Annotated in this window: 22 protein-coding genes; 8 read left to right on the top strand and 14 right to left on the bottom strand. The window is 58.0% G+C overall.

Annotated features, from left to right (window positions below):
- Window position 1 precedes the first annotated feature (1 nt).
- The 8 genes from B2G71_RS19185 to B2G71_RS19150 all read right to left on the bottom strand — a co-directional run bounded on the left by B2G71_RS19185 (window position 2) and on the right by B2G71_RS19150 (window position 8,426).
- Entirely contained in the window at window positions 2-1,249 is a 1,248-nt protein-coding gene (locus tag B2G71_RS19185; RefSeq protein WP_098108329.1) for a glycosyltransferase family 4 protein, read from the bottom strand.
- A complete protein-coding gene (locus B2G71_RS19180; protein WP_098108328.1) occupies window positions 1,246-2,523 on the bottom strand; it encodes a nucleotide sugar dehydrogenase in 1,278 nt (425 codons plus the stop codon). Before B2G71_RS19180 ends, B2G71_RS19185 begins: the two co-directional genes overlap by 4 nt.
- A gap of 354 nt (window positions 2,524-2,877) precedes the next feature.
- Window positions 2,878-3,894, bottom strand: a complete 1,017-nt coding sequence (locus tag B2G71_RS19175) for an SDR family NAD(P)-dependent oxidoreductase (RefSeq protein WP_098108327.1) — start codon at window positions 3,892-3,894, stop codon at window positions 2,878-2,880.
- A 31-nt stretch (window positions 3,895-3,925) separates the two neighbouring features.
- Window positions 3,926-5,092, bottom strand: coding sequence for a nucleotide sugar dehydrogenase (locus B2G71_RS19170; protein ID WP_098108326.1), 1,167 nt, complete (start codon window positions 5,090-5,092; stop codon window positions 3,926-3,928).
- Between the two features lie 157 nt (window positions 5,093-5,249).
- Window positions 5,250-5,963, bottom strand: a complete 714-nt coding sequence (locus B2G71_RS19165; RefSeq protein ID WP_141521621.1) for a hypothetical protein — start codon at window positions 5,961-5,963, stop codon at window positions 5,250-5,252.
- Entirely contained in the window at window positions 5,960-6,577 is a 618-nt protein-coding gene (locus tag B2G71_RS19160) for an O-antigen ligase family protein (protein WP_168176414.1), read from the bottom strand. The genes B2G71_RS19165 and B2G71_RS19160 overlap by 4 nt, the downstream gene beginning before the upstream one ends.
- A gap of 32 nt (window positions 6,578-6,609) precedes the next feature.
- A complete protein-coding gene (locus tag B2G71_RS19155; RefSeq protein WP_141521620.1) occupies window positions 6,610-7,404 on the bottom strand; it encodes a hypothetical protein in 795 nt (264 codons plus the stop codon).
- 89 nt (window positions 7,405-7,493) lie between these two features.
- Window positions 7,494-8,426 (bottom strand): M48 family metallopeptidase, encoded by a 933-nt coding sequence (locus tag B2G71_RS19150; protein ID WP_168176413.1) that lies wholly within the window; start codon window positions 8,424-8,426, stop codon window positions 7,494-7,496.
- A 142-nt stretch (window positions 8,427-8,568) separates the two neighbouring features.
- Here B2G71_RS19150 and B2G71_RS23820 point away from each other — a divergent pair, with 142 nt between their 5' ends.
- The 6 genes from B2G71_RS23820 to B2G71_RS19125 all read left to right on the top strand — a co-directional run bounded on the left by B2G71_RS23820 (window position 8,569) and on the right by B2G71_RS19125 (window position 13,258).
- On the top strand, window positions 8,569-8,823 hold the full coding sequence (locus B2G71_RS23820) for a hypothetical protein (RefSeq protein ID WP_141521618.1): 255 nt from the start codon (window positions 8,569-8,571) through the stop codon (window positions 8,821-8,823).
- A 318-nt stretch (window positions 8,824-9,141) separates the two neighbouring features.
- Window positions 9,142-10,011, top strand: coding sequence for a glucose-1-phosphate thymidylyltransferase RfbA (rfbA, locus tag B2G71_RS19145; protein WP_098108321.1), 870 nt, complete (start codon window positions 9,142-9,144; stop codon window positions 10,009-10,011).
- 12 nt (window positions 10,012-10,023) lie between these two features.
- The gene (rfbC, locus tag B2G71_RS19140) at window positions 10,024-10,569 is read left to right on the top strand and encodes a dTDP-4-dehydrorhamnose 3,5-epimerase (RefSeq protein ID WP_098108320.1); all 546 of its coding nucleotides are present in this window, start codon (window positions 10,024-10,026) and stop codon (window positions 10,567-10,569) included.
- A complete protein-coding gene (rfbD, locus tag B2G71_RS19135; RefSeq protein WP_098108319.1) occupies window positions 10,566-11,423 on the top strand; it encodes a dTDP-4-dehydrorhamnose reductase in 858 nt (285 codons plus the stop codon). Before rfbC ends, rfbD begins: the two co-directional genes overlap by 4 nt.
- Entirely contained in the window at window positions 11,416-12,471 is a 1,056-nt protein-coding gene (gene rfbB, locus B2G71_RS19130) for a dTDP-glucose 4,6-dehydratase (protein ID WP_098108318.1), read from the top strand. Before rfbD ends, rfbB begins: the two co-directional genes overlap by 8 nt.
- A 28-nt stretch (window positions 12,472-12,499) precedes the next feature.
- Window positions 12,500-13,258 (top strand): SGNH/GDSL hydrolase family protein, encoded by a 759-nt coding sequence (locus B2G71_RS19125; RefSeq protein ID WP_141521617.1) that lies wholly within the window; start codon window positions 12,500-12,502, stop codon window positions 13,256-13,258.
- Window positions 13,259-13,277: 19 nt separating this feature from the next.
- Here the strand turns inward: B2G71_RS19125 and B2G71_RS19120 are convergent, their stop codons facing one another.
- The 4 genes from B2G71_RS19120 to B2G71_RS19105 form a co-directional block, all read right to left on the bottom strand.
- Complete coding sequence (locus tag B2G71_RS19120) at window positions 13,278-14,015, bottom strand: glycosyltransferase domain-containing protein (protein WP_098108316.1); 738 nt, start codon at window positions 14,013-14,015, stop codon at window positions 13,278-13,280.
- Window positions 14,012-14,605 carry an acyltransferase gene (locus B2G71_RS19115; RefSeq protein WP_206049460.1) on the bottom strand — a complete coding sequence of 198 codons (594 nt, stop codon included), beginning with the start codon at window positions 14,603-14,605 and terminating at the stop codon, window positions 14,012-14,014. Before B2G71_RS19115 ends, B2G71_RS19120 begins: the two co-directional genes overlap by 4 nt.
- A gap of 97 nt (window positions 14,606-14,702) precedes the next feature.
- Window positions 14,703-16,178: a flippase gene (locus tag B2G71_RS19110; RefSeq protein ID WP_098108315.1), complete on the bottom strand. Its 1,476-nt coding sequence runs from the start codon at window positions 16,176-16,178 to the stop codon at window positions 14,703-14,705.
- Window positions 16,175-17,293 (bottom strand): acyltransferase, encoded by a 1,119-nt coding sequence (locus tag B2G71_RS19105; RefSeq protein ID WP_168176412.1) that lies wholly within the window; start codon window positions 17,291-17,293, stop codon window positions 16,175-16,177. Before B2G71_RS19105 ends, B2G71_RS19110 begins: the two co-directional genes overlap by 4 nt.
- A 224-nt stretch (window positions 17,294-17,517) precedes the next feature.
- Here B2G71_RS19105 and B2G71_RS19100 point away from each other — a divergent pair, with 224 nt between their 5' ends.
- The gene (locus B2G71_RS19100; RefSeq protein ID WP_240530238.1) at window positions 17,518-18,018 is read left to right on the top strand and encodes an acyltransferase; all 501 of its coding nucleotides are present in this window, start codon (window positions 17,518-17,520) and stop codon (window positions 18,016-18,018) included.
- A gap of 14 nt (window positions 18,019-18,032) precedes the next feature.
- Window positions 18,033-19,028 (top strand): glycosyltransferase family 2 protein, encoded by a 996-nt coding sequence (locus tag B2G71_RS19095; RefSeq protein WP_098108312.1) that lies wholly within the window; start codon window positions 18,033-18,035, stop codon window positions 19,026-19,028.
- 76 nt (window positions 19,029-19,104) lie between these two features.
- On the opposite strand, the gene B2G71_RS19090 is transcribed toward B2G71_RS19095, so the two are convergent.
- Together B2G71_RS19090 and B2G71_RS19085 are read right to left on the bottom strand one after the other, a co-directional pair.
- Complete coding sequence (locus B2G71_RS19090) at window positions 19,105-21,132, bottom strand: hypothetical protein (protein WP_141521616.1); 2,028 nt, start codon at window positions 21,130-21,132, stop codon at window positions 19,105-19,107.
- Entirely contained in the window at window positions 21,132-21,398 is a 267-nt protein-coding gene (locus B2G71_RS19085) for a hypothetical protein (RefSeq protein WP_240530237.1), read from the bottom strand. The genes B2G71_RS19090 and B2G71_RS19085 overlap by 1 nt, the downstream gene beginning before the upstream one ends.
- Window positions 21,399-21,466: the final 68 nt, after the last annotated feature.

Here is a 21,466-nt window from a genome sequence, read left to right as displayed (position 1 = left end):
CTCACTTGGCCAGCGCTTTGCCGTAGGCTGCCAAAAGGGGCGCGATTTGGTGCGACCAGCTAAGCTCGTTTTCCACGCGCGTGCGTCCCAGCCTGCCCATTTTAGCGCGGCGTTCAGGGGCATCGATCAGCTCGACAATCTTTTCGGCCATATCGCGCGGATCATTCGCCTTGGCATAGAGTGAGGCCTCCTGCGCTGAAAAGCGCCCTTCCGTGACATCAAACTGTACCATGGGTTTTTCAAGCGACATGTATTCCATGATTTTGTTCATGGTGGATTTGTCGTTCATCGCATTTACCCGGTCAGGATTGACGCCCAAATCCATCGTCGAGAGCACTTCGAACAAGTCCTGATCAGGGGCGCGGCCGGTGAAGGTCACGTAGTCGGACAGACCGCGCTGTGTGGTCAGCGCCTTGAGACCTTCAAGGCTTGGTCCTCCGCCCACAAGACAGAACTGGATATCGTGCCGTCCCATGTCGTTGACGATATGACCAACAGCATCGATCAGCAGGTCGATCCCTTCCTGTTCGCCCATCACGCCGACATAGCCGACCATGTGGGCGCGCCCGTTCTTCCAGCTTTCCACGGGGGGCACTTTCTTCAGCCGGCTCAGGTCAGGGCCTGAACGGACCACGAAGACGTTTTCGGGTTTCATTCCACCGCGCTCGATCGCGATCTTGCGATAGCTCTCATTGGTTGCCATCGACACATCGGCGACGTTGAAGGTCCACTTCTCGAACAGGACCATCAACTTCCAGAAAAATCCGCGCTTGTTGAACTTGGCTTCGTAGAGCTCGGGATTGATATCATGGTGGTCGAAGATATATTTCACGCCGAACAACTTGAACGGCAGCGCGGCTAGGAAGATCAGGTCGGGCGGATTGCAGCCCTGGATCACGTCGATCCCGCGGGTTAACTTGATCTTGCAGGTCAGCACCGTTTCCCAGAACAGTGCCGCGCCGTATTCGAGCAGGAAGCCCATCGCGCCGGACGCTTCGATCGGCAGCGGATGGCGGTGGATATGGACCCCGTCTATTTCCTCGTAGCTTTTTTCGTAACCCTTGCCCTTGGGGCAGATCACCGAAACCGTGGCCCCCGCTGCCTTGAGCGTGCGCGCCTCCTGCCACACGCGCCGGTCGAACGGCAGCGGCAGGTTTTCCACCACGATCAACACCTTTTTGCCAGCCAGCGGCAGGCCGGCGATTTCGGTGGGGAACGCGAAGTCGTCGGAGCGGGGCGCTACACTCACGCGATCTTGCTCACGTCGATAACCGGAAGATCGCCGAGCATCAGGTCATTGATCGTGCGATTGGTGGCAACGACCACATCGTAGTTGCCCTTCTCAGCGGTGGCTTTGTCGACCAGAACAGTGTCGATGGTCGGCAGGAAAGCATAGGCATAGCCCAGATTCTGGCCGACCAGATTCTCAGGCTTGAGCGAGGGGTCGTAGACCGAGACGCGGTAACCAGCGTCAAGCAGTTTGCGCACCATGTCGACCGCCGGGCTTTCGCGCAGGTCATCGGTATCCGCCTTGAAGGAGAGGCCGACCAGCAGGATCCGGGCCTCCGGTTCCAGCCCTTGCGTTACACGCTGGAACTGGTGGTGTTTGTGGGCTTCGTTGCTGCGAAGGAGGGAATCCACAAGATGCGTGTTCGATCCTGAATCGCCCGCGATATATTGTAGCGCACGCACATCCTTGGGCAGGCACGAGCCGCCGAATGGGCCCCCTGGGCGCGTATAATAGGGCGAGATGTTGAGTTTGGTGTCCGAGACGAAGATCTGGTGGACTTGGCTTGCGGAAATCTCGAGATTTTCGCAGACACGACCGATCTCGTTGGCGAACGCCACTTTTACCGCATGCCAGGTATTGTCGACGAACTTGGTAATTTCGGCTTCGCGGTAGCCGACATGGAAAATGGGGGCTTCAATGCCTTCGTGCAAGGCGTCCATCGTCGCGCAGGGGCCGCCGTTGTGCGTGCCGATGACAATCTTGGGCGGATTGAAGTAGTCCTCTATCGCGGTTGCCTCGCGCAGGAACTCAGGATTGTAGACCAGTTCGACGCCTTGTTTGAAGGAATCACCAAGCGCGGCCCGAAAGATCGGCGCGATCATCATGTCGACGGTGCCGGGCCGCATGGTCGAGCGATAGGCGACGGTCAACGGACCCTTGCCTGTTTCTGCCCGGTTGGGCTTGATGGCAGCCGCGATTGCGCGCGATACCTGGGCGATATAGCTCATGTTATGGGCGCCATCGACGCCACTGGGAGTGCCGACGCAGACGATAGCGATATCGGCATCATTCAGCGCATCGCCAATTTCGACCGTGGCTGAAAGCCGCCCATTTTCTTTGGCTGCGGCGATCAGTTCGGCAAGGCCAGGCTCGCGGATAGGCGAGAGCCCGGCATTAAGCGCTTCGACTTTTGCTGCGCTGACGTCGACGCCGATGACGCTGTGGCCCTGGCTAGTGATGCAGCCGACGGCTGTACAACCGACATAGCCCAGTCCGAAAATGACAACTTTCAAGACGTTCTAACCCCATGTTCGAAAGGTAAATTGCGAGTTTTTCTTCGAATTAAATGGCATCTGCAAACGGTTTCAGCGCGCATTGCCAATCCAGAAGATCGGCCATTGGCTTATGCTGCCCCGAGTACGTAAAGTCACTCAATTCGGTGTAACGCATTTTTGCTGCATTGCAATATAGCTAATGACCAGTTTGGTGTCCCCCTCGACAGGAATTGGCCTATACGCATAATCAATGGCCTTTACCCACCGCACATCCCGTAGGCTGCGCCATTCTCCTGCGGACAGGCTGCTGAGCGCGACATCGCGCTACAGCGCTGCCACGTGCATTCTGCAGGCAACAAGCCCCCCCCCCTTTTACACCCCGTGATATTTCCTGAACCAGTCCACGAAGTGCGGGACGCCTGTTTCGATCGGGGTGGTGGGGGCGTATCCGACATCCTGCGTAAGTGCAGCAATATCGGCATAAGTGGCAGGTACGTCGCCCGGCTGCATGGGCATCATGTTAATGTTGGCTTTCACGCCGCAGGCATCCTCCAGCACTTCGATCAGACGCATAAGCTGTTCGGATTTGTGGTTGCCGATGTTGTAGAGTGCGTGAGGCTTCGTGCTGCCACCGGCCTTGGGCGCATGATCATCGGTGGGAGGGCGGTCGAGACAGGCTAGAACACCAGCGATTATATCATCGATATACGTGAAGTCGCGGCGCATCTCGCCATGGTTGTAGACGTCGATTGGACGGCCTGAGAACATGCGTTCAGCGAATTTCCACATCGCCATGTCCGGGCGGCCCCATGGGCCATATACGGTGAAGAAGCGCAGACCCGTAAGGGGGATGCGGAACAGATGGGCGTAAGTCTCGCTCATCAGTTCGTCAGCCCGCTTGGTGGCGGCATAGAGCGAGACGGGATGGTCGACACGGTCGTCTACCGCAAAGGGCAGTTTGGCATTGCCGCCATAGACGGAACTGGAGCTGGCATAAACCATGTGCGCGACCTGCCGCGCACGGGCAAGTTCAAGCATGTTGACATGGCCTGCAAGATTGGACGCAACGTAGGCCTGGGGGTTTTCCAGCGAATAGCGCACGCCCGCTTGCGCGCCCAGATGGACGATGGCGGAAAACTCGACCCCTGAAAGCGCATTGTCGAGCGCTGCCTGGTCCGAAAAGTCCATCTCGATAAAGCGGAACTGCCCGGCCTCGCCCTGTTGTTCGGCGATGCGGGCTAGCCGCGCACGCTTGAGCGAAACCGGGTAATAGTCGTTGAGATTGTCGATGCCCACGACATGCTGACCGCGACGCATGAGAGCCTGGGTCAGGGCCGCACCAATGAAACCGGCGGCACCTGTTACCAACACCGTGTTGCTATGGTTCATTCGCTTAGTCCTTGCTGTGTGTTGGCTGACATTAGTCTGACCCGAAAAGGTCGCGCGTGAATATCTTGTCTTCGACATCAGACAAGGCATCGGACATGCGATTGGCGATGATGATGTCGCAATTTTGCTTGAACGCCTGAAGATCGCGCATGACTTGCGATCCGAAAAAGCTGTCCTCGCTCATGGCCGGCTCGTAAATGACGGTCTCGATGCCCTTGGCCTTGATCCGCTTGAGAATGCCCTGGATCGAAGACTGGCGAAAATTGTCCGATCCCGCTTTCATCACAAGGCGAAACACACCGACCAGGGCAGGTTTACGTGCGATGATCTGGTCAGCCAGGAAGTCCTTGCGGGTCCGGTTGGCATCCACGATCGCACGGATCAGGTTCTGTGGCACTTCGGAATAGTTGGCCAGCAGCTGCTTGGTGTCCTTGGGCAGGCAATAGCCGCCGTAGCCGAAACTGGGATTGTTGTAGTGAGTGCCGATGCGCGGATCGAGCCCGATGCCATCGATGATCTGGCGCGTATCGATACCGCCTGCGATGGCATAGCTGTCTAATTCGTTGAAGAAGGCTACGCGCATCGCAAGATATGTATTTGCGAAAAGCTTGATCGCTTCGGCTTCGTCGGGGTCAGTGAACAGGACATCGATATTGGTTTTCTGTGCGCCTTGGACAAGCAAATCGGCGAAAATGCGGGCGCGCTCCGATCGCTCCCCCACGATGATGCGGGAAGGGTGGAGGTTGTCGTAAAGGGCGCGTCCTTCGCGCAGGAATTCCGGGCTGAAGATAACCTGCCCGGCGCCCAGGCGCTGGCGGACGTCCTTGACGAAGCCGACCGGGACTGTCGACTTGACGACGATGGTCGCCTCAGGCGCGACCGTTTTGGCGAGTTGTATGACCGCTTCGACCGAGGACGTATCGAACTTGTTAGTTTCGACATCGTAATTGGTTGGCGTGGCGACGAGCACATATTCCGCACCAGCCAGTGCTGCGTGTGCATCGAGTGTAGCTGTCAGGTCGAGCGAGCGCGTAGCGAGAAAGTCCTCCAGTTCGGCATCGATGATGGGTGATTGGCGGGCATTGAGCATTGCAACACGTTCGTCCGAAATGTCGACCGCTACGACCGTATTGTGCTGCGCAAGTAGGACGGCGTTTGACAGGCCAACATAGCCAAGACCAAATATTGCAATATTCATTCAGAAATACTCACGCCAGTCACATTTCTGTGATTTCGAAGTTCAGGATCATGCAATCCCATTGGCCACGCAGGAAAATGCAACACTTTATTTCCTTTGAAATAATATATCACAAATTACCTTGTTGATGTAGATGAAAAATTATAAGATATTCGCGCTATGTACTGTTTTTGCAATATGGGGCCATAAACATGCGGGCTTCATCTTTATGTCCTTCGCGCTGTATGCTGCGAATATTCATCTGAAGCACGGCGCAGTCGAATTCAGCGCCTTGCGCAATGGCAGCATGAACCATGCGGGCATAATTGCCGGAGGATGTATACCCGCCGGCCGAGCGCAGCACGGCATCTTGCATAAACCGGCTTTCCGCAACAATTTTGCCGAAGGCCTCAGGGCCGCCTGGAGCTGCAAGCACCGCGCGGGTCGAATTTTCCAGAAGCTGCGGGTCGACACCAATCGACCAGAGCGCAAGCAGGCGGGACGCCGCCATGTCGATGGCGCCAGTGTTCAGCGCAATGCGGATCATGGCCAGTTGAACTTGTGGCACGCGCCAACCCCGCTCCCCGCTGATCGCAAGGGCCTGACTTGCCACCCCGTCAGAGCCTGCGTCATAATGGGCCAGGGCGAGGAGAAACAGGCTCTCTGCCGGGATCGGACGGCGGCGGACAAGTGTATCGGCTTCGCGTATGGCAGCCTCATGCTCGCCGCGCTCGAGCCTGATTACCACCATCTGCGCCTGCGCAAAACTGCGGAAAGGTGCAGGAACCCATGCGGCAAGCTCCGGGTCGCGCCGAGCTTGGCGATCAAGCTCGACACCTGTGGCGACCAGCGCAAGCATCGCTGTAAAAACGTACCACAGCCAACGAGTCATGCTCGGCCCTTTTTATCGCGCAGCCCCAGGCGCACGAGCAGAACAGCCAGCGCCGCCATGGCCAGCATAGCCTGATTGCGTAGCGGAAACGAAAGCATGGACTGCGCGGCACAGCAGGCCATGAAGCCTGCGCCCGCAAGGGCCATCCAGTTCAGTTTTTGCAAAGCTTGCCAAGTGGCAGTCAGGATCCAGATGAACCAGCAGGCGACAAGGATCAATCCGGCAATCCCGGCTTCGATCGCCAGTTCATAGTAATCCATATGGGCTCGTCCTGCCCGGCGCGGGCTCAGGTATTCGAGGGATTCATCGACTTGGAAAACCGTATCGAACGTACCCATCCCAGCTCCAACAGGCCAATAGTGGCGCGCAGATGACAGGGCATCCTCGCGCATTTCGGCGCGCTTGCCGTCACCAGCGCTATCAAAGCGCTCCAGCGACGTTGCGATCCGACTGTGCCCGAAAGAGACCATGGCAACCAGGCCCAGCACACCGACAGCTGCAACGATGCAGATGGTACGCATCACTGGATTTAACCCGGCAGGCGCCCTGTTCTTTGCGTGCCGGCGACCTTGGATTGCCTGAATGGCCAGCAAGGCAAACAGGGCCAGCGGCACTACCAGCAAAGCGATGCCGCTACGTGACTGGGTCAGGATACCCCCACTAGCAGCAGGACCGCGCCGAAAATCCGCGACAGGATTGCCCATGGCGCCAGATGTGCTTGGGGCAGCGCGATCAGGAACATCAGGCACCCGCCGAACAGAAGGGCACAGGCATTGCGATCAGCAAGGGTGCCCAGCATCACGCTATCTAAATTTTCTGAATTCAACGTGCTGTAAAGGTTCCCGAAGCCCGGCTTGAGCACGTGCATCGTGCCAAACAGCATGGTGGCCACCCCCAGTCCCGCCACCACTTTGGCAAGCCAGTAAAGCCGGGGCGGAGCCAACTGCGAGCCGACAACGACAAGAACGAGTGGAACCAAAGTTCCGATAGCTGCGGTCAGCGTCGAAGCCGTGTCAAGACTGAGGGGATACCAGCCCAATCCACCACTTTTTTCAAGGGAAACCGCCACCATGTCACGGCCCGGCAACGCCGACCACAAAGCAGGCGGCAATGGTACAAGTTGCAGCACGGGCAGCAGAACGCTTGCGGCCACCAGGACAGTGAACGCGTCGGGCTTGCGCAGGAAAAACCGGGCAAATGCCTGACGGTGCAATGCCATGACCAACAGGGCACAAAGCTGAGCAACGAGGTTGGCCGCACCTGCGCCAACACCGCCACCGCCAAAGGCAAAGGTTATCGCAACGAGGCCGGCAAGATGCCAGGCCGGATCGTGCAACGGTTTCACGACAGGAGGCGACATCTCATACGCTGAAGAACGCTCGGCACCGGATATCGCGACCGGCTTTGCGTCTGCTGTTGATTTATGAACGGTTCGGGTCACAGAATGGATGCACCCTTTCGTGGCGGAACGACCATCGTATCAGGATCGCACGGATAAGGAACGGAGCGGGGGACTTCAAGCACTGTGTTCTATTTACGCAGTGCCGGAATGCCGGTGATGGGACACTGGGTTGGAATGGGGCGGTCACGCACGTTTTGTGCCCGGACTTTGCCCGTGCTTTGCATCCTTATAGCCAGAAAACGCAAGGGCTGGGTTTTTTCAAGGCGCCGCCAGAACGCCGCCGCTGACCGGGTGTCGTAGCTGGCGCAGGACGCAAGGTCACTGCCTGTGGCATCTGCGCGATCCTCGATCCGCCGCCGCTTCGCTATATTGGAGGTCTGTTCGTCACGCGCGATAATGTGGCCCAGTTCGTGCCCGGCCAGAACCGCCAATTCATCGTCAGAACGGGTAAAGTCCACCATCCGAGCCGGGATCGCTATGTTACTGCCGTCGGTGTAGGCGTTCAGGCGATTTTCAGTAGTAACGAAAATATGTGCTGCGCACAGGCGCGCAGGGGTCAGGCTCACGGTGATCGGAGCCGCGCCCCGGCGTAGGGTTATGGATACGGGCTGACCGGCAGGAAGAGCTGCCAGCGCAGCCTGGACACGCACGGCGAGTGTGGTTCCAGGGTAATTGTCTTCGCTGCCGATGTTACGGCCCTGAATGGCGATCAGGGCGTCGCCCGGCACGATGCCAGCGCGCGCGGCAGGGCTGCCTTTGGCCACGCCGGCCACTTGCGCAAGATCTGACATTCCAAGGGTTTCGACAACCATAGAGCGATCCCCCGCGCCATAAGCATCCAGGCTGTCCATGACGAGACCTGTGGCCGCGTCGGTTCCCGAACACATGTTTCCGGCGGCCTGGCGGAGCCGCCATTCGACATCGGCCGTGCGTTGCATCGCATTGTGCAGGGCGACTGGCCATGATTCGCCAGGAGAAGCCCATAAAGCTGAGGGGCCAAAAAAAATGACCAGCAGAGCAACATTTGAAAAACAGATCAATACATTGAGAAATTTAGGCATTCGTATGAACTCTCTCCGGTTTTCACCAGAATGCGATGATCGCCTGGAACTAGGTATAACTCCTTGCACTTTATGGTGCACTGCGGTACACAGAAATCTAACAAGAGGCATTCCAGCCAAAAATTGTATGGAGGTACTTCCTATGAAGTTTCGTGCTCTTGCGGCTATTGCTGCCGCTTCCGTTACTGTTCTTGCACCACTCGCTGCACAGGCTGGCACCAAGGCTTCGGCCAGCTCGGCTAATGTCGCTTACGGCTCGCACTCGACTGCATCCGTCAAGGGTAAGAACAAAGCAAACGCATTTGTTCTTGGCATTATTGGCGTCGCAGCCGGTGGCGCTGCCATTTATGGCATCGTTCAGGCTGTTGACAGCGGAAAGTCTGCCGGCGCTGCCTGAGGCTGCGGCATTCCAGACGATCTCGATTTATAAGAAAGGCGCTGCCGGACATTCGGTGGCGCCTTTTTTGCATCCAGGAACGCTTTTGCTGAGACGGCCCCGATTTGGTGTCTGCGCCAGGACTTGAGCGACACAACTCGCTTGCCATTTGAAATATCTGCGTCACATGCCCTCTAGGGGCATAAGCTAAGTATTTTACAGGTTTTGTTGTAGCCGGTTGACCGAGGTTAGCCTTGCTGCAATGTCACTGGATGACAATCAATTGATGGCTGCTGTCTTGCATTCAGCAAGGCTAAGGTCGTGCAACGGATCAGGTGAATGACACGCAAGGGAATAATTCTGGCAGGCGGCTCGGGAACGAGGCTTTATCCGCTTACCCGCGGTATTTCGAAACAGCTTATGCCCGTATACGACAAGCCGATGATCTATTATCCGCTGTGTACACTGATGCTGGCGGGTATTCGCGAAATCCTGATCATTACGACGCCTGAAGACAGCGACCAGTTCCAAAGAGTGCTGGGCGATGGTTCGGATTGGGGCCTCTCGCTCAGTTATGCCATTCAGCCCAATCCGGATGGGCTGGCTCAGGCCTTCCACATCGGCGCCGATTTTCTGGCTGGAGCACCCAGCGCCCTCGTCCTGGGCGATAATATTTTTTATGGTCATGGCCTGCCTGCCCTTCTTCACAGCGCCCATGCACAGACCGAAGGCGCCAGCGTCTTTGCCTACCGGGTCAAGGATGCGCGCGCATATGGCGTTGTCGCATTCGACGAGAATGGCGTGGCCAGCTCCATCGAGGAAAAGCCGGCCGAACCCAAATCCAATTATGCCGTGACAGGGCTCTATTTTTACGACGGTACAGTGGTAGACCGCGCACGCGATCTGAAGCCTTCACCGCGTGGCGAGCTGGAGATTACCGATCTCAACCGGCTGTACATGGATGAAGGCGCGCTCAACGTGCAGATCATGGGGCGAGGATATGCCTGGCTTGACACGGGCACCCATGCCTCCCTGATCGATGCCGGAACGTATGTGCGCATCACCGAAGAACGGCAGGGCGTGAAAATCTGCTGCCCTGAAGAAATCGCCTGGAGGCAGGGTTTCATCAGCAGTGAGAAGCTCGCAACCCTTGCGCAACCCTTGCGCAAGTCCGGTTACGGCGAATACCTGATGCAATTGCTGGGGTAAGGAGCGGTTCTTGTGAACATCGTCGAATGCACCATTCCCGGCCCGCTGATCATAGAACCCAAAGTGTTCGGGGATGAACGCGGCTTCTTCATGGAAAGCTGGAATGCCGGGCTGTTCGCCAAGGCCGGACTCGATCTGAATTTCGTGCAGGATAATCACAGCCGTTCGCGCAAGGGCGTGCTGCGCGGCATGCATTTTCAGAACCCGGCGCCGCAAGGCAAGCTAGTGCGGGTAGTCAATGGCGCGGTCTTCGACGTCGCTGTAGACCTTCGCCATTCTTCGCCGAATTTCGGCAAGTGGGTAGGCGTCGAACTGAGTGCCGCCAACAAGCGCATGTTCTGGGTGCCGGAAGGTTTCGCCCACGGTTTCCTGACACTCGAAGACGATACCGACTTTCTCTACAAGTGCACCTCAACTTATGCGCCGCAACACGAACACAGCCTGGCGTGGGACGATCCTGACGTCGGAATCGACTGGCCGCTTGAGGGGATGGATATCCAGATTTCCGCCAAGGACAAAGTCGGCACTTCTCTGGCAAACGTCGAGGGCTTTGCATGAAGGCACTTATTACCGGGGCATCCGGTCAACTAGGTCGGGCGCTCTGTTCCCTGGTTCCTGCCACCTGGCAGGTCGATGCCGTTGACAGGAATGCCCTCGACCTTGCCGATACCCGTGCAGTGGGCGAGACGGTACGGGCCGGGCGCTATGATGTCGTGTTCAACGCAGCGGCTTATACCGCGGTTGATAAAGCAGAGTCCGAAGAAGATGTCGCCCTAGCCGTCAATGCTGGCGCGGTGGGCGCCATGGCCGAGGCCTTGCGCGAGACAGGCGGGCAGCTTGTTCATGTCTCGACCGATTTCGTGTTCGATGGATCGTCATCGCGCGCGTATCGCCCGCAAGACGTTCGCAATCCGATTTCCGCTTACGGGCGTACCAAGGCTGCTGGTGAGGATGCTGCCGGGCCGGATGCCCTTATCGTGCGGACGGCTTGGGTTTATGCTGCGGGCGGTGGCAATTTTGTGCGCACCATGCTCCGGCTCATGCGCGAGCGTGACGAACTGCGCGTGGTGACCGACCAGATCGGTGCCCCCACGTATGCCCCAGGCCTTGCCGCCACACTGCTTGGCCTGCTTGATGCAGGCGCTCGCGGAACATTCCATTACAGCGATGCCGGTGTCGCCAGCTGGTACGACTTTGCCGTTGCAATCCATGAAGAGAGCCGCGCGCTTGGCCTGCTGGAACGTGATGTCGCAATCATACCGATCCCGGCCAGCGCTTATCCTACTCCGGCAGCACGTCCCGCGTTCTCGCTGCTTGACAGTAGTGCGACGCGCGACGTGCTGCACGATCGTCCACCGCATTGGCGGATCAACTTGAGAACCATGCTAAAAGAGGAAAGCGCGCTTGCCTAATCTGCTCGTTACCGGCGGCGCCGGCTTCATTGGCGGTAACTTTGTACATTACTGGGGTCAGCAGCACCCCGATGATGCGATCATTGTGCTCGATTGCCTGACATATGCAGGAAACCGCTCGACCATCGCCGATGTCGAGCAGGCCAGCCTGATCGTAGGCGACATCCGCGATGCCGACTTGGTAGAAAAACTGCTCCGCAAACATGGCATCGCAACCATCGTTCACTTCGCAGCAGAAAGTCATGTCGATCGCTCGATCACCGGACCGGATGCATTTATCGACACCAACATTCTGGGCACCAACAGCCTGCTCAAGGCAGCGCGCAAGGTGTGGCTAGACGATGGTAGAGAACGCGACCATCGCTTTCACCACATTTCAACCGACGAGGTTTACGGATCGCTTGGTCCAAGCGATCCAGCTTTCGCTGAAACCACCCAATATCAGCCCAATTCCCCATATTCCGCGTCGAAGGCAGCGTCCGATCATCTTGTCCGCGCCTATCACCATACGTATGGCTTGCAGGTAACCACAACCAATTGCTCGAACAACTACGGGCCGTACCACTATCCGGAAAAGCTCATACCCCTGTTCATGCTTAACGCGCTTTCAGGCAGGCCGCTGCCGATTTACGGCGATGGTATGAACGTGCGCGACTGGCTCTATGTCGAAGACCATTGCCGGGGGATCGAGGCAGCACTGCTGAATGGCACACCGGGCGAGACCTACAATATCGGTGGCGGTGAGGAACTGCCTAACATGACGGTGATCGACCGCATCTGCGCCGAGGTCGACCGGGCTTTTGCCGAGATTGAGGGGCTCGCCGAACGCTATCCCCATGCGCCTGCCGCCAAGGGGCGCGCAACCAGCGAGCTCAAGACGTTTGTCGAGGACCGCAAGGGCCACGACCGCCGCTACGCCATCGACGAATCCAAAGCTCGGGCCCAGCTGGGTTACGTACCCCGGCACGATTTCGAAAATGGCCTGCGCAACACTTTGCGCTGGTATCTCGATAATGAGGCATGGTGGAAGCCACTACTGAAGGCGTGAAGTGCCCGCCCCGGATCTCTGGGGCAGCATGAAACGGGTTCGCGGACTTGCGGCCGGCAGCGCACTAGTGCTGGCCGCAGCCGGGGGACTGTGCTGGAGTCTGGGCGAAATTCCGCAGTGGATGTCCGGCGGCACCCAAATGGTGCCCCACCCTCCCCTTGCCGCCGCATTCTCCGGCCCGTCGCTGACACTCGCGCCCGGTGCCACGATACTGGTCATCAGCGATAGCAACGCGACGTCCAGTCGGATCGGTGGTGCGCCCAACTGGCCATCGCGGATAGGGCATATGCTGGGACACGGCATTGCCGTGCGCAACATGAGTCGCAGCGGTTCCACGGTATGGGCATGGCAGGAGCGCTACCGCGTTCCTGCAGGCGCTGACTTGTGCGTGATCGCCTTCGGCAGCAATGATGCAGCATCGCGTGGGTGGTTGGGAACCCGGCACCCGGTCGGCACGGCCCGGTTTGCCGATGATATCCTCCGGCTGATCGGGGCGTGCCGCGAACATGGCACTGCCCAAGTACTGGTCCTGGCCCCTGTCCCAACTGGATCGCCTGCCATGGAGCGACGTGTCGCGCCTTACCGCACTGCCGCGCGTGAAGCAGCCATCAGGGCGCGGGCGCAGTTCGCTGATCCGATGGAGGCTTTCGCCGGGTCGCAAGCCGGCAGGCCTTACTTGTCGTATGACGCGCTGCACCTGACGGCCAGGGCACACCAGCGCCTTGCGGCATGGCTGGCAAGTCGCATCCAGATACGTGGCAAGGACGCAGGCAGGAAAGCGCGCTGACAGCTACCCTGCCCTTGCGTTATCCTTTGATCCCGAACTGCCGGCGCAACCGCTTGCGAATTCGCGTGCGGAGCGGCGGGCGGTGCCACACTACCTGCAACAAGGCGCGATCGATACCGCCCTCTCCGTCGAGCGGTTGCCAGCACAGACCGGATTGACGGAGCACGAAGGGCAGGCTGATCTGGTCACGCTTGGTGAACTCGAACAACTGCGACCACCAGAGGCTCATCCCCAGCTCAAGGCCAGACGCCGCATGATCGCGCACGATCACGTTATTGGTCGGAATAGGCAGGCCCTGGTCTATGCCATGCCGAGCATAAAAGGCTATCTGGCTATCGATCATCGTACGGTCGCGGTCATCGAACTTATCATAGCGGTTGCAGGCTGCGATTTCGGTGGCGAGGTTGTGGCCATCCGGGTGCCAGAACATGCCCAACCCTGCATCTGCATCGCGGACCCGCGCGATCATGGCGTGCCAGTCCCCTGCGAAGCGGATGTTGCCATCAATGTAAATCGACCATTTGGTATCTGGCAATATCCGGTGCGGGAAGAACTTGTGATAGCGGTTGATGTCGTGCCCGCTCGTCAGCCGCGCCGGGCTTGCAAGCGGCATGATCTCCCAGCCTGATGCCTTGAGATAGCCGGTGCTGTCGGTGAAGCATACAAAACGCACACCCGGCACCGGCTCTACCGGCATAAGATGCTTATCGTATTTTCCGGCGATGCAGGTGTAGACGACGATAGGCTGTTCGGTCACGACGGGTCCTGTGAACGGATGCGGGAAGAAATCTTGCGAGCTGGAACACCACCATAAATGCCCATAGGCTCGGTCTGGAGCGTGGGCAGTACGACCGCGCCTGCGGCAATAACGCAGCCATCGGCGATTACACTGCCATCCAGCACGCGTACGCCTGTCCCCATCCATACATCCTTGCCAATCACGATGCCACGCAAAGCCATTGGCTGCATCCAGATCGGTTCGTCGGCATCAATACCATGGTTAGACGGGATGACCACCGTATGCGCTGCAATCCGCGCACCTTCGCCCACTTCCAGCCCACCGTGCCCATAAAGAATAGAATAGTCGTTAAGCGATACCCTGTCGGAGATATGGATGTCTCCTCCATATGTCGCCAGCAACGAGCCATGGTGAAATACGCAGTAGCTACCGATCCGGATCGTGCCACCGCCAATCTTGCTCATTCGCGCACCAGGGAAGATCAGGGTCCCCTTGCCCACTTTCACCCCACGGGTTGCCGCAAACCAGACAGTGTGCGCACGCAAACCATAATAGCGCAGATCGCGCCGTACCTTGCGCAGTATCCGGGTGGCCAGTGAACGCTTCACCGCTGGGCCTGCAGCCCCGCGTGGTCGCACGCCATCTGCCCTGACCTGCCCCTTTATCGCCATTGTGTCCTCGTTCTGTTGGATTGCAGCATCGCGATCAGGGCTGCGGCCGCATGATCGCGCGCAGGTCGGTAAGCCGCATCGAGCGCAGACGGGTAATCTGCCGCACTTCCGGGCAGACCGTCCAGACCCATACCCCCGCCAAAGCCAGCAAGGCCAGACCGGCAAGAATACCTGCCGAATTGTCCACACCCACAAACCGCGCGGAAGCGATCGTGGCAACGATCAGCACCAGCGGCGCTGCCGCCAGCTTCGCCGTACGGCCAAGCAGCCCGGTGCGCTGGACCAGCATCGACACATCCGCAAGCGAGCGCACGTTGCGTGCCAGTGCAGCTCCGACCACGCCCACCATCTTTACGGCAGGAACCGCCGTCAGCACGAACGGAATGACCTGGATAATCAGGATTGCTGTCGTCTCTTTCGGGCGACCCTGCGCCTGAAGCAGGTTGAACGGGATCAACGCCATCGCGTTCAACCACAAGGACAGGGCCAGAATCTGTCCTACCAACGCGGACTGGGCCGCAAAGCCCGGATTGATCCATACGGACAGGAAAGGTTGCATGATCAGGATACCGACCATGCACGGGATCGCCATCAGTGCCCCATTGATGCGGATACCCCGCCAAGCCAGATCACGCGCTTCATTCTTGTCGAGGCGGGCCATGCGCGGAAACAAGGCGCTGGACAAGGCACTGGAAAAGACCGAGCCGCGCGTCACCAGCTGGAATGGCACCACGTAATGCGCCACGGCCTGCGGCGTCAGGAGGCTGGCGATCAGGAAACGGTCAAGATTGGAGATCAACGGGTTGAGAAAACTGCTGAAGCTGACCCACCCGCCATAGCCGAGCAAGTCCTTCATCATGGCGCGCCCGCCATACATGGGCTTCCATCCGGCCGGAACCGCCTTGAAAGAGATCGCGGCCAGCAACGCAACGCTGATCGCACGGGCCAGGATCGTCGCCGGCAAGGCCACTGCAAGCGACGGGGAAATCGCCCAGACGAAAAGAATTGGCAGAAACTGTGTGATGGCCGTGCCGATGATCGTGCGCACGTTAAGCAACAGGAATTTCTCGCGCCCGGTCAGGGCGCCAGTGAACACGCCTTCAAACGTCAGCAGTGGGATAGAAAGCGAAAGCCATGGCAGAACCGGCGCCAGTTCAGCGCGCAAGGCAGGCGTCAGGTTGAAAACCTTGTTGAACAACAGCGGCGCAGCCACCAACAGGACAAGTCCGCCGACAAGACCGAATATGCAATTGACGAGCAGCGCGGTCCAGAACGTTTGGGCGCGTATTTCGTCGCTGGAGTCCTTGTGCCGGGCGATGGCATAGGCTGTCGCCCGGCCAAGTCCGAAGTCGAAGAAGCTGAAATAGCCAGTCAGCACCCATACGATCGCCAGCACGCCATACCGTGCCTCGCCGACAAGGTGGATATAGGCTGGCACAGTGACAAGCATCATCAGGACAGGCGCCAGCGCCCCGCCCAGATTATACATGGTATGACGCTTGGTGCTCATCGTGCAGTCTTGCCTTTGTTCAGGGGCGTTATGTCCAGCGCGTGCCGGGCTAATTTGGCGAGGATGTCCTTGTGCGCCAATGCCGGCTTTTCAATCAGATGCCACGACAGCAGCGCGGCAGGAAGCGCCAGGGCCATAGTCACAAGGAATAGAAGGGCAAAGTACGGCGGGGCCCAGAATGCCAGTATCAGCACCATGATCGGGCCGTGCATCAGGTAAATTCCAAAGGAAGTGTCGGCACGCGCAAGCCAAGTTGACCAAGGCCATTTCACAAGGCCCAGGCTCGCCACCAGATAAGCTGTCAGAGCCGGTGCGATGACGACGCCCAAGCCAAGGACCCACGAGAGAGGCAGCGCCACGAGCGCCGCCATCCCCAGCACAGGGGATACCGGAACATGTTCACGATACAGCCACAATAAAGTTCCAGCCCCGAAATAGCTGAAAAGATGGCAGAACAGCACGCCGTTTCCAGTAGGAGCTGCCTGCCCGTGGTATCCCATAATGGCAATCGCTTCAGCCGCGAGCCAGCACAGGAGAACGACCATACGAACACGAAGCAGCCGGGCTAGCGCCAAGGCGGCCAGGGCCAGATAGCACAACCACTCGAAGCGCAGCGTCCATAAGGCGCCATTCACTTCTTCTCCCCCCACCTGATTGCGCACGCCCGGCAGTTCCAGGCTAAGCGAGGTGGTCACATTTTTGAGGTAGAGCCAGGTGTGATAATCGGAGAAGTAAGCGTGTGCCGGCAGATGCGTGGCAATTGGTCCGATCACAAAGACCGTGGTCACAACCACGATGACAAGCAGCGGCATAATCCGCACAAACCGCCGCGACAGATAGCTGGGCACATCTCCGTCCTTGAGCAGACCCGGTGTCACCAGAAAGCCGCTCAAGCAAAAGAAAACGCAGACCGCCAGGAAGCCTAGAGTCGTATACCCCTGACCCAAGCGGAACAGCCAGTCGTCACGCACTATATCATGCTGTAGAGCCATGGAATGATGGTAGACAACGGCACTGGCCGCCAGCACGCGAAGCGTGTCAAAGCCAGGGGCATGTTTGCCGACAGCAGCATAAGCCTGCGCCAATGGCACGGCGCGATTGATGCGCTGCAACAAGCCCAATGTTTCGCTCCGATACGATAGTGCTCCCGATAGCGGAAACATTCACTTGCGACGTTTTATCATGCCGTATACGTATTACAAGTCGATGCCCGGGACTACCCTGGGCTTCCAGAATAATTGTGGTTATTTTGCAACCGCACAATTGTCTCTCATAGCCAGGTCTGGCATCCCATAAACGCCGGACCTGCGGCCTGAAAAGACGTGGAAGGTAATTAAAGGTGACGCTCAACCGGTTGGCCGGATTTCGCAATACGCTCACCAAGGCGCGGCGTCTCTATTTTACCCGGCTCTGGGGCATGGACATCGACCCCACCGCCCAGCTGTCCCTGTCATGCGAACTGGACCTGACTTTCCCAAAGGGTGTCCATATTGGCGCCCACAGCTACGTCGCCTTTCAGGCACGCATCCTAACACATGATCGGACACGCGGCGTCTACCTCCACACCCGAATCGGCCAGAATTGCTTCATAGGCGGGCGCAGCCTCATCCTGCCCGGCATCACCATCGGCGACAATTGTGTGATCGGCGCAGGCAGCATCGTCACCAAAGATGTACCCGCGCGATCAGTCGTGGCCGGCAACCCAGCAAAAATCCTGCGAAGCAATATCGAAGTCGGACGTTACGGCCGCTTTATAAATGCTGATGAGACAGAGCGCGCACTAAGAGCTGCTGACCCTGACGCAGGCGCCATGCCCGACAAGTTTCTCGGCAAGGGTTGAAGCAAGTGATATCCATGGCAACTGATGACCCCACAATCCTGAATGATCCGGCCGGGAATGGCCCAAAGGTTTCGGTCATGCTCGTCAACTGGAACACGCGCGAGATGACGCTGGACTGCATACGAACGGTCTTCGCGCAGACAAGCGATACCCCGTTCGAGGTTATCTGCGTGGATAATGGTTCCCACGACGGATCGGCCGAGGCAATCGCCCGCGAATTTCCCCAGGTCGTGCTGATGGCAGAACAAGAAAACCACGGCTTTGCACTAGCCACCAACATTTCAGTGGAACGCGCGCGGGGCAAATATGTCTTGCTCCTAAATACCGACACTCTCGTTCTCGATCATGCCATCGATCGCCTCGTCGCCTTTGCAGAACGTACGCCTGATGCAAAAATTTGGGGTGGCCGGACCCTGTTCGAAGATCGCACGCTCAATCCCACATCGTGCTGGGGGCGGATCACGCCATGGAGCGTGACCTGCATGGCAACAGGCCTGGCAAACGTTTTCAAGAATTCGGCATGGCTCAACCCCGAAGGCTACGGCGGGTGGGATCGTAGCAGCGAGCGCACGGTCGACATCGTGCAAGGATCGTTTCTGCTGATCGAAAAGGCCTTCTGGGACAAACTGGGCGGCTTCGACCCTGCCTTCTTCATGTATGGAGAAGAAGCGGACCTGTGCGCCCGTGCCGCCAGCTTAGGAGCCCGTCCGCACATGACGCCCGAGGCCACCATCGTGCATTTCGGCGGGCGCAGCACTACACTTTTCGCCAACAAGATCGTCTATGTCCTGGGCAGTCGGATCGGCCTAATCCAAAGACATTTCCCTATCTTCTGGAGACCCTACGGCCGCTTTATGAGCCTGTTCTGGGTAGGCTGGCGTGCTTTTGTCTATTCGATGTTCGCGCGTGTGTCCAAACGCTATGCCGGACAGGCTGAACAGTGGTCTCTTGCTTGGCAGCGACGCGCCATCTGGCGCAATGGCCCGCCCTCACGCGGTGCAGTAAGCTGAACAGGCGTATTTCCTGCTGAAAAACCCGTAACCGCCCTAGCCCTTTGGGGTTCGGCCCGGTTACGGAAGATTCATGTCAGAGCATGGCCCCGACTGTCGACGCGACACTCAGGCGTGATCTTTGCTGGCCATCGTAAGCAATGATCGGTTTCTTGGTGTCTGTGAGCAAGGCGCCGGCAGGCCTGAAATCGCCGTTCAGGGCATCGACAAACAAGGTATGTCCGTCACCGCCCACCGTCGTGCCTGTCGCATAAGGAGGGATTGGCGCCTTCTCGTGCAGGTGATTGTTGTGCATGGCGATCGTGGTGATCGGAGTGCCACACCACTCCATGCTCGCGAACACGTTGTTGGCTATCAAGCAATACCCGTCCACGCTGTACCCTAGGTCCGGGCGCAGCAAGATACCCTGCGTCGCCAGGCTGTTGTGTGCTATCACAACATGGCGATGATTGCTGGCAAGCTGGCTGAAATATGTCGTCACCCCCGCCTTGTCCGCGAAGGCATTGTTGACAATCAGCATGTCGCACAACTGGTAAAGGTTCAGGAATATAGACTGAGCGACAAGGTTGTAACCGACATTATCGGCCACGATAACGTTCTCGTCTACGCTGGTGCGTTGCATGATATCCGGATGGAAATCGAACTGAGTGACCAGCATGGTGGGACGAGTTTTGACGTCAGTATCGATGAAATTGTTACCGTTCGTATCAGGCAGTCCCAATTGTACCGCCTTTCGCGTGTCATCGAGCAAAGTTGCAGTCCAGCTCTCCAGCGCGTTAATCCAGGCAGCCACGTCTGCAACGTTGTAATTGGTGTCAGCGGCAAAATCGGCAGAAGTGCCACCGACGACGAACGTGCCCACGACCGAACCGTCGACCTTGGCCGTGAACGTCCGGGAATTGGAACCCAGAGTACCCGAAAGCGCGAGCGTAGCAGAAGCGCCGACGCCCGTATAATGCACCTGCAACGCATCGATTTCTGTGCGCGATACCGTATTATCAAGGTCGTTGATGGTACAGCCCAGAAGTAGCAGACAGGCATCGGCAAGGTCGGGAGCCACAGTATTGAACGCGCAGCCGCGCGCATAAGCTCTTTGCATCACCGAGTTCGCGGTGTTGCTGAAGGTGCACTCCGTAAACCATGGCGATTCCTTGCTTTCCACATAAGATACAAGGTGAGCCGCAGGCCGGTCACCCTTGTTCCACAGCTCGTCACGCCCGCCAGACTGGATAAAGTGTACGCCGTCGAACTGGAAATTGCCGGTGTTATATGGCCTCAGGCGGGCAATGTGGCGCATATCGAAAGTAATGTTGCCGCCCCGAAACCGAACGCGATCGTACTTCAGGCGCAATTCGGCACGATCAGCGTACGTTTTGTGGATGAGTACCGGCGCTGTCGCCTCGATCGTACAGTACCCCTCTGCCACATAAGGAGAGGATGGGCTCTCGAGATCGCCTGAAAAAGCTTCAGTCATGCGTATGCGTGGCCGCTGGGCCAACTTTGTTTTGAAATAGGCCATCGCATTGGCCACCGTCTTGTATCGCACTCCGGCGACTTCATCTTGAGAAGCCGCCACTTCGACATCATAGTCATAAAGCGTAGCCGAAGGCAGAAACAGGAACGGCCCGATCACCCGGTTCTGCATCGTTGTATCGCGTGCAATAGCTTCGAAATAAAGATTGGTAAGGCCATGAGTGCCATTGTGCGCAAGCTTTATCCACCATCCGAAATACGTGACAGGACGGCCATCCGCATCAGCAAAGGTACGCATCGTCGGCGCATTGATGATGACGCGGTTACCCTCGTAATGGGCAATCACGCACTGCAGGCCCATGGTGTTGAACAAGGAGCCCTTGTCATTGGCCCCCGCATAGACACCCACCAGAAGTTCATCGGTAAAGGCCTGGCGAGGCGGCACGATAAGGTGAATCGCAGGCTTTGCAGTGGTGCGTGGCGGATCGACCGGAGCCGATGCAAAGCCTGTGCCCGCCGTTCCATCCCACGCTGATGCAGGACTAATCCTGGAGATGAAAGAACCGCCGCCGCCGCCAAGCTCAGCAATCCCGCGGTATCGTCCGAAAAATCCGAAGCCGCGCCGTCCCATCAGGCGAGGCCCACAATGCCGGATGCCGTCGTTCCTGTTGCACGGACAGCCCGTGCACGAACATCAAGGATGGCGCCGCTCGGCACATTTACAAACTTAACGTCACTCTGCCCGTGCAGGCTCCTCAACGTCACATCGCCACCCATCCCGACATAAAGCCCCTTGGTGGCCTCGGCGAGTTCGAGCGCATCGCTGGGTATGATGGCAAAGCAATTTTCCGCGGGTGACATCGGGCTGCTGGCATAACCGTTGTAAGAATCTTGCACGCTAAAGCCTCCATGAATGGAACATATGAAGAACATTTGTTTAACGCAGATCAATAAGTGTAGGAAAG

The sequence above is a fragment of the Novosphingobium sp. PC22D genome, assembly GCF_002556635.1.
Taxonomy (GTDB): Bacteria; Pseudomonadota; Alphaproteobacteria; order Sphingomonadales; family Sphingomonadaceae; genus Novosphingobium.
The sequence above is the reverse complement of the archived record's forward strand: the minus strand, read 5'-3'. Positions and strand labels throughout refer to the sequence as shown.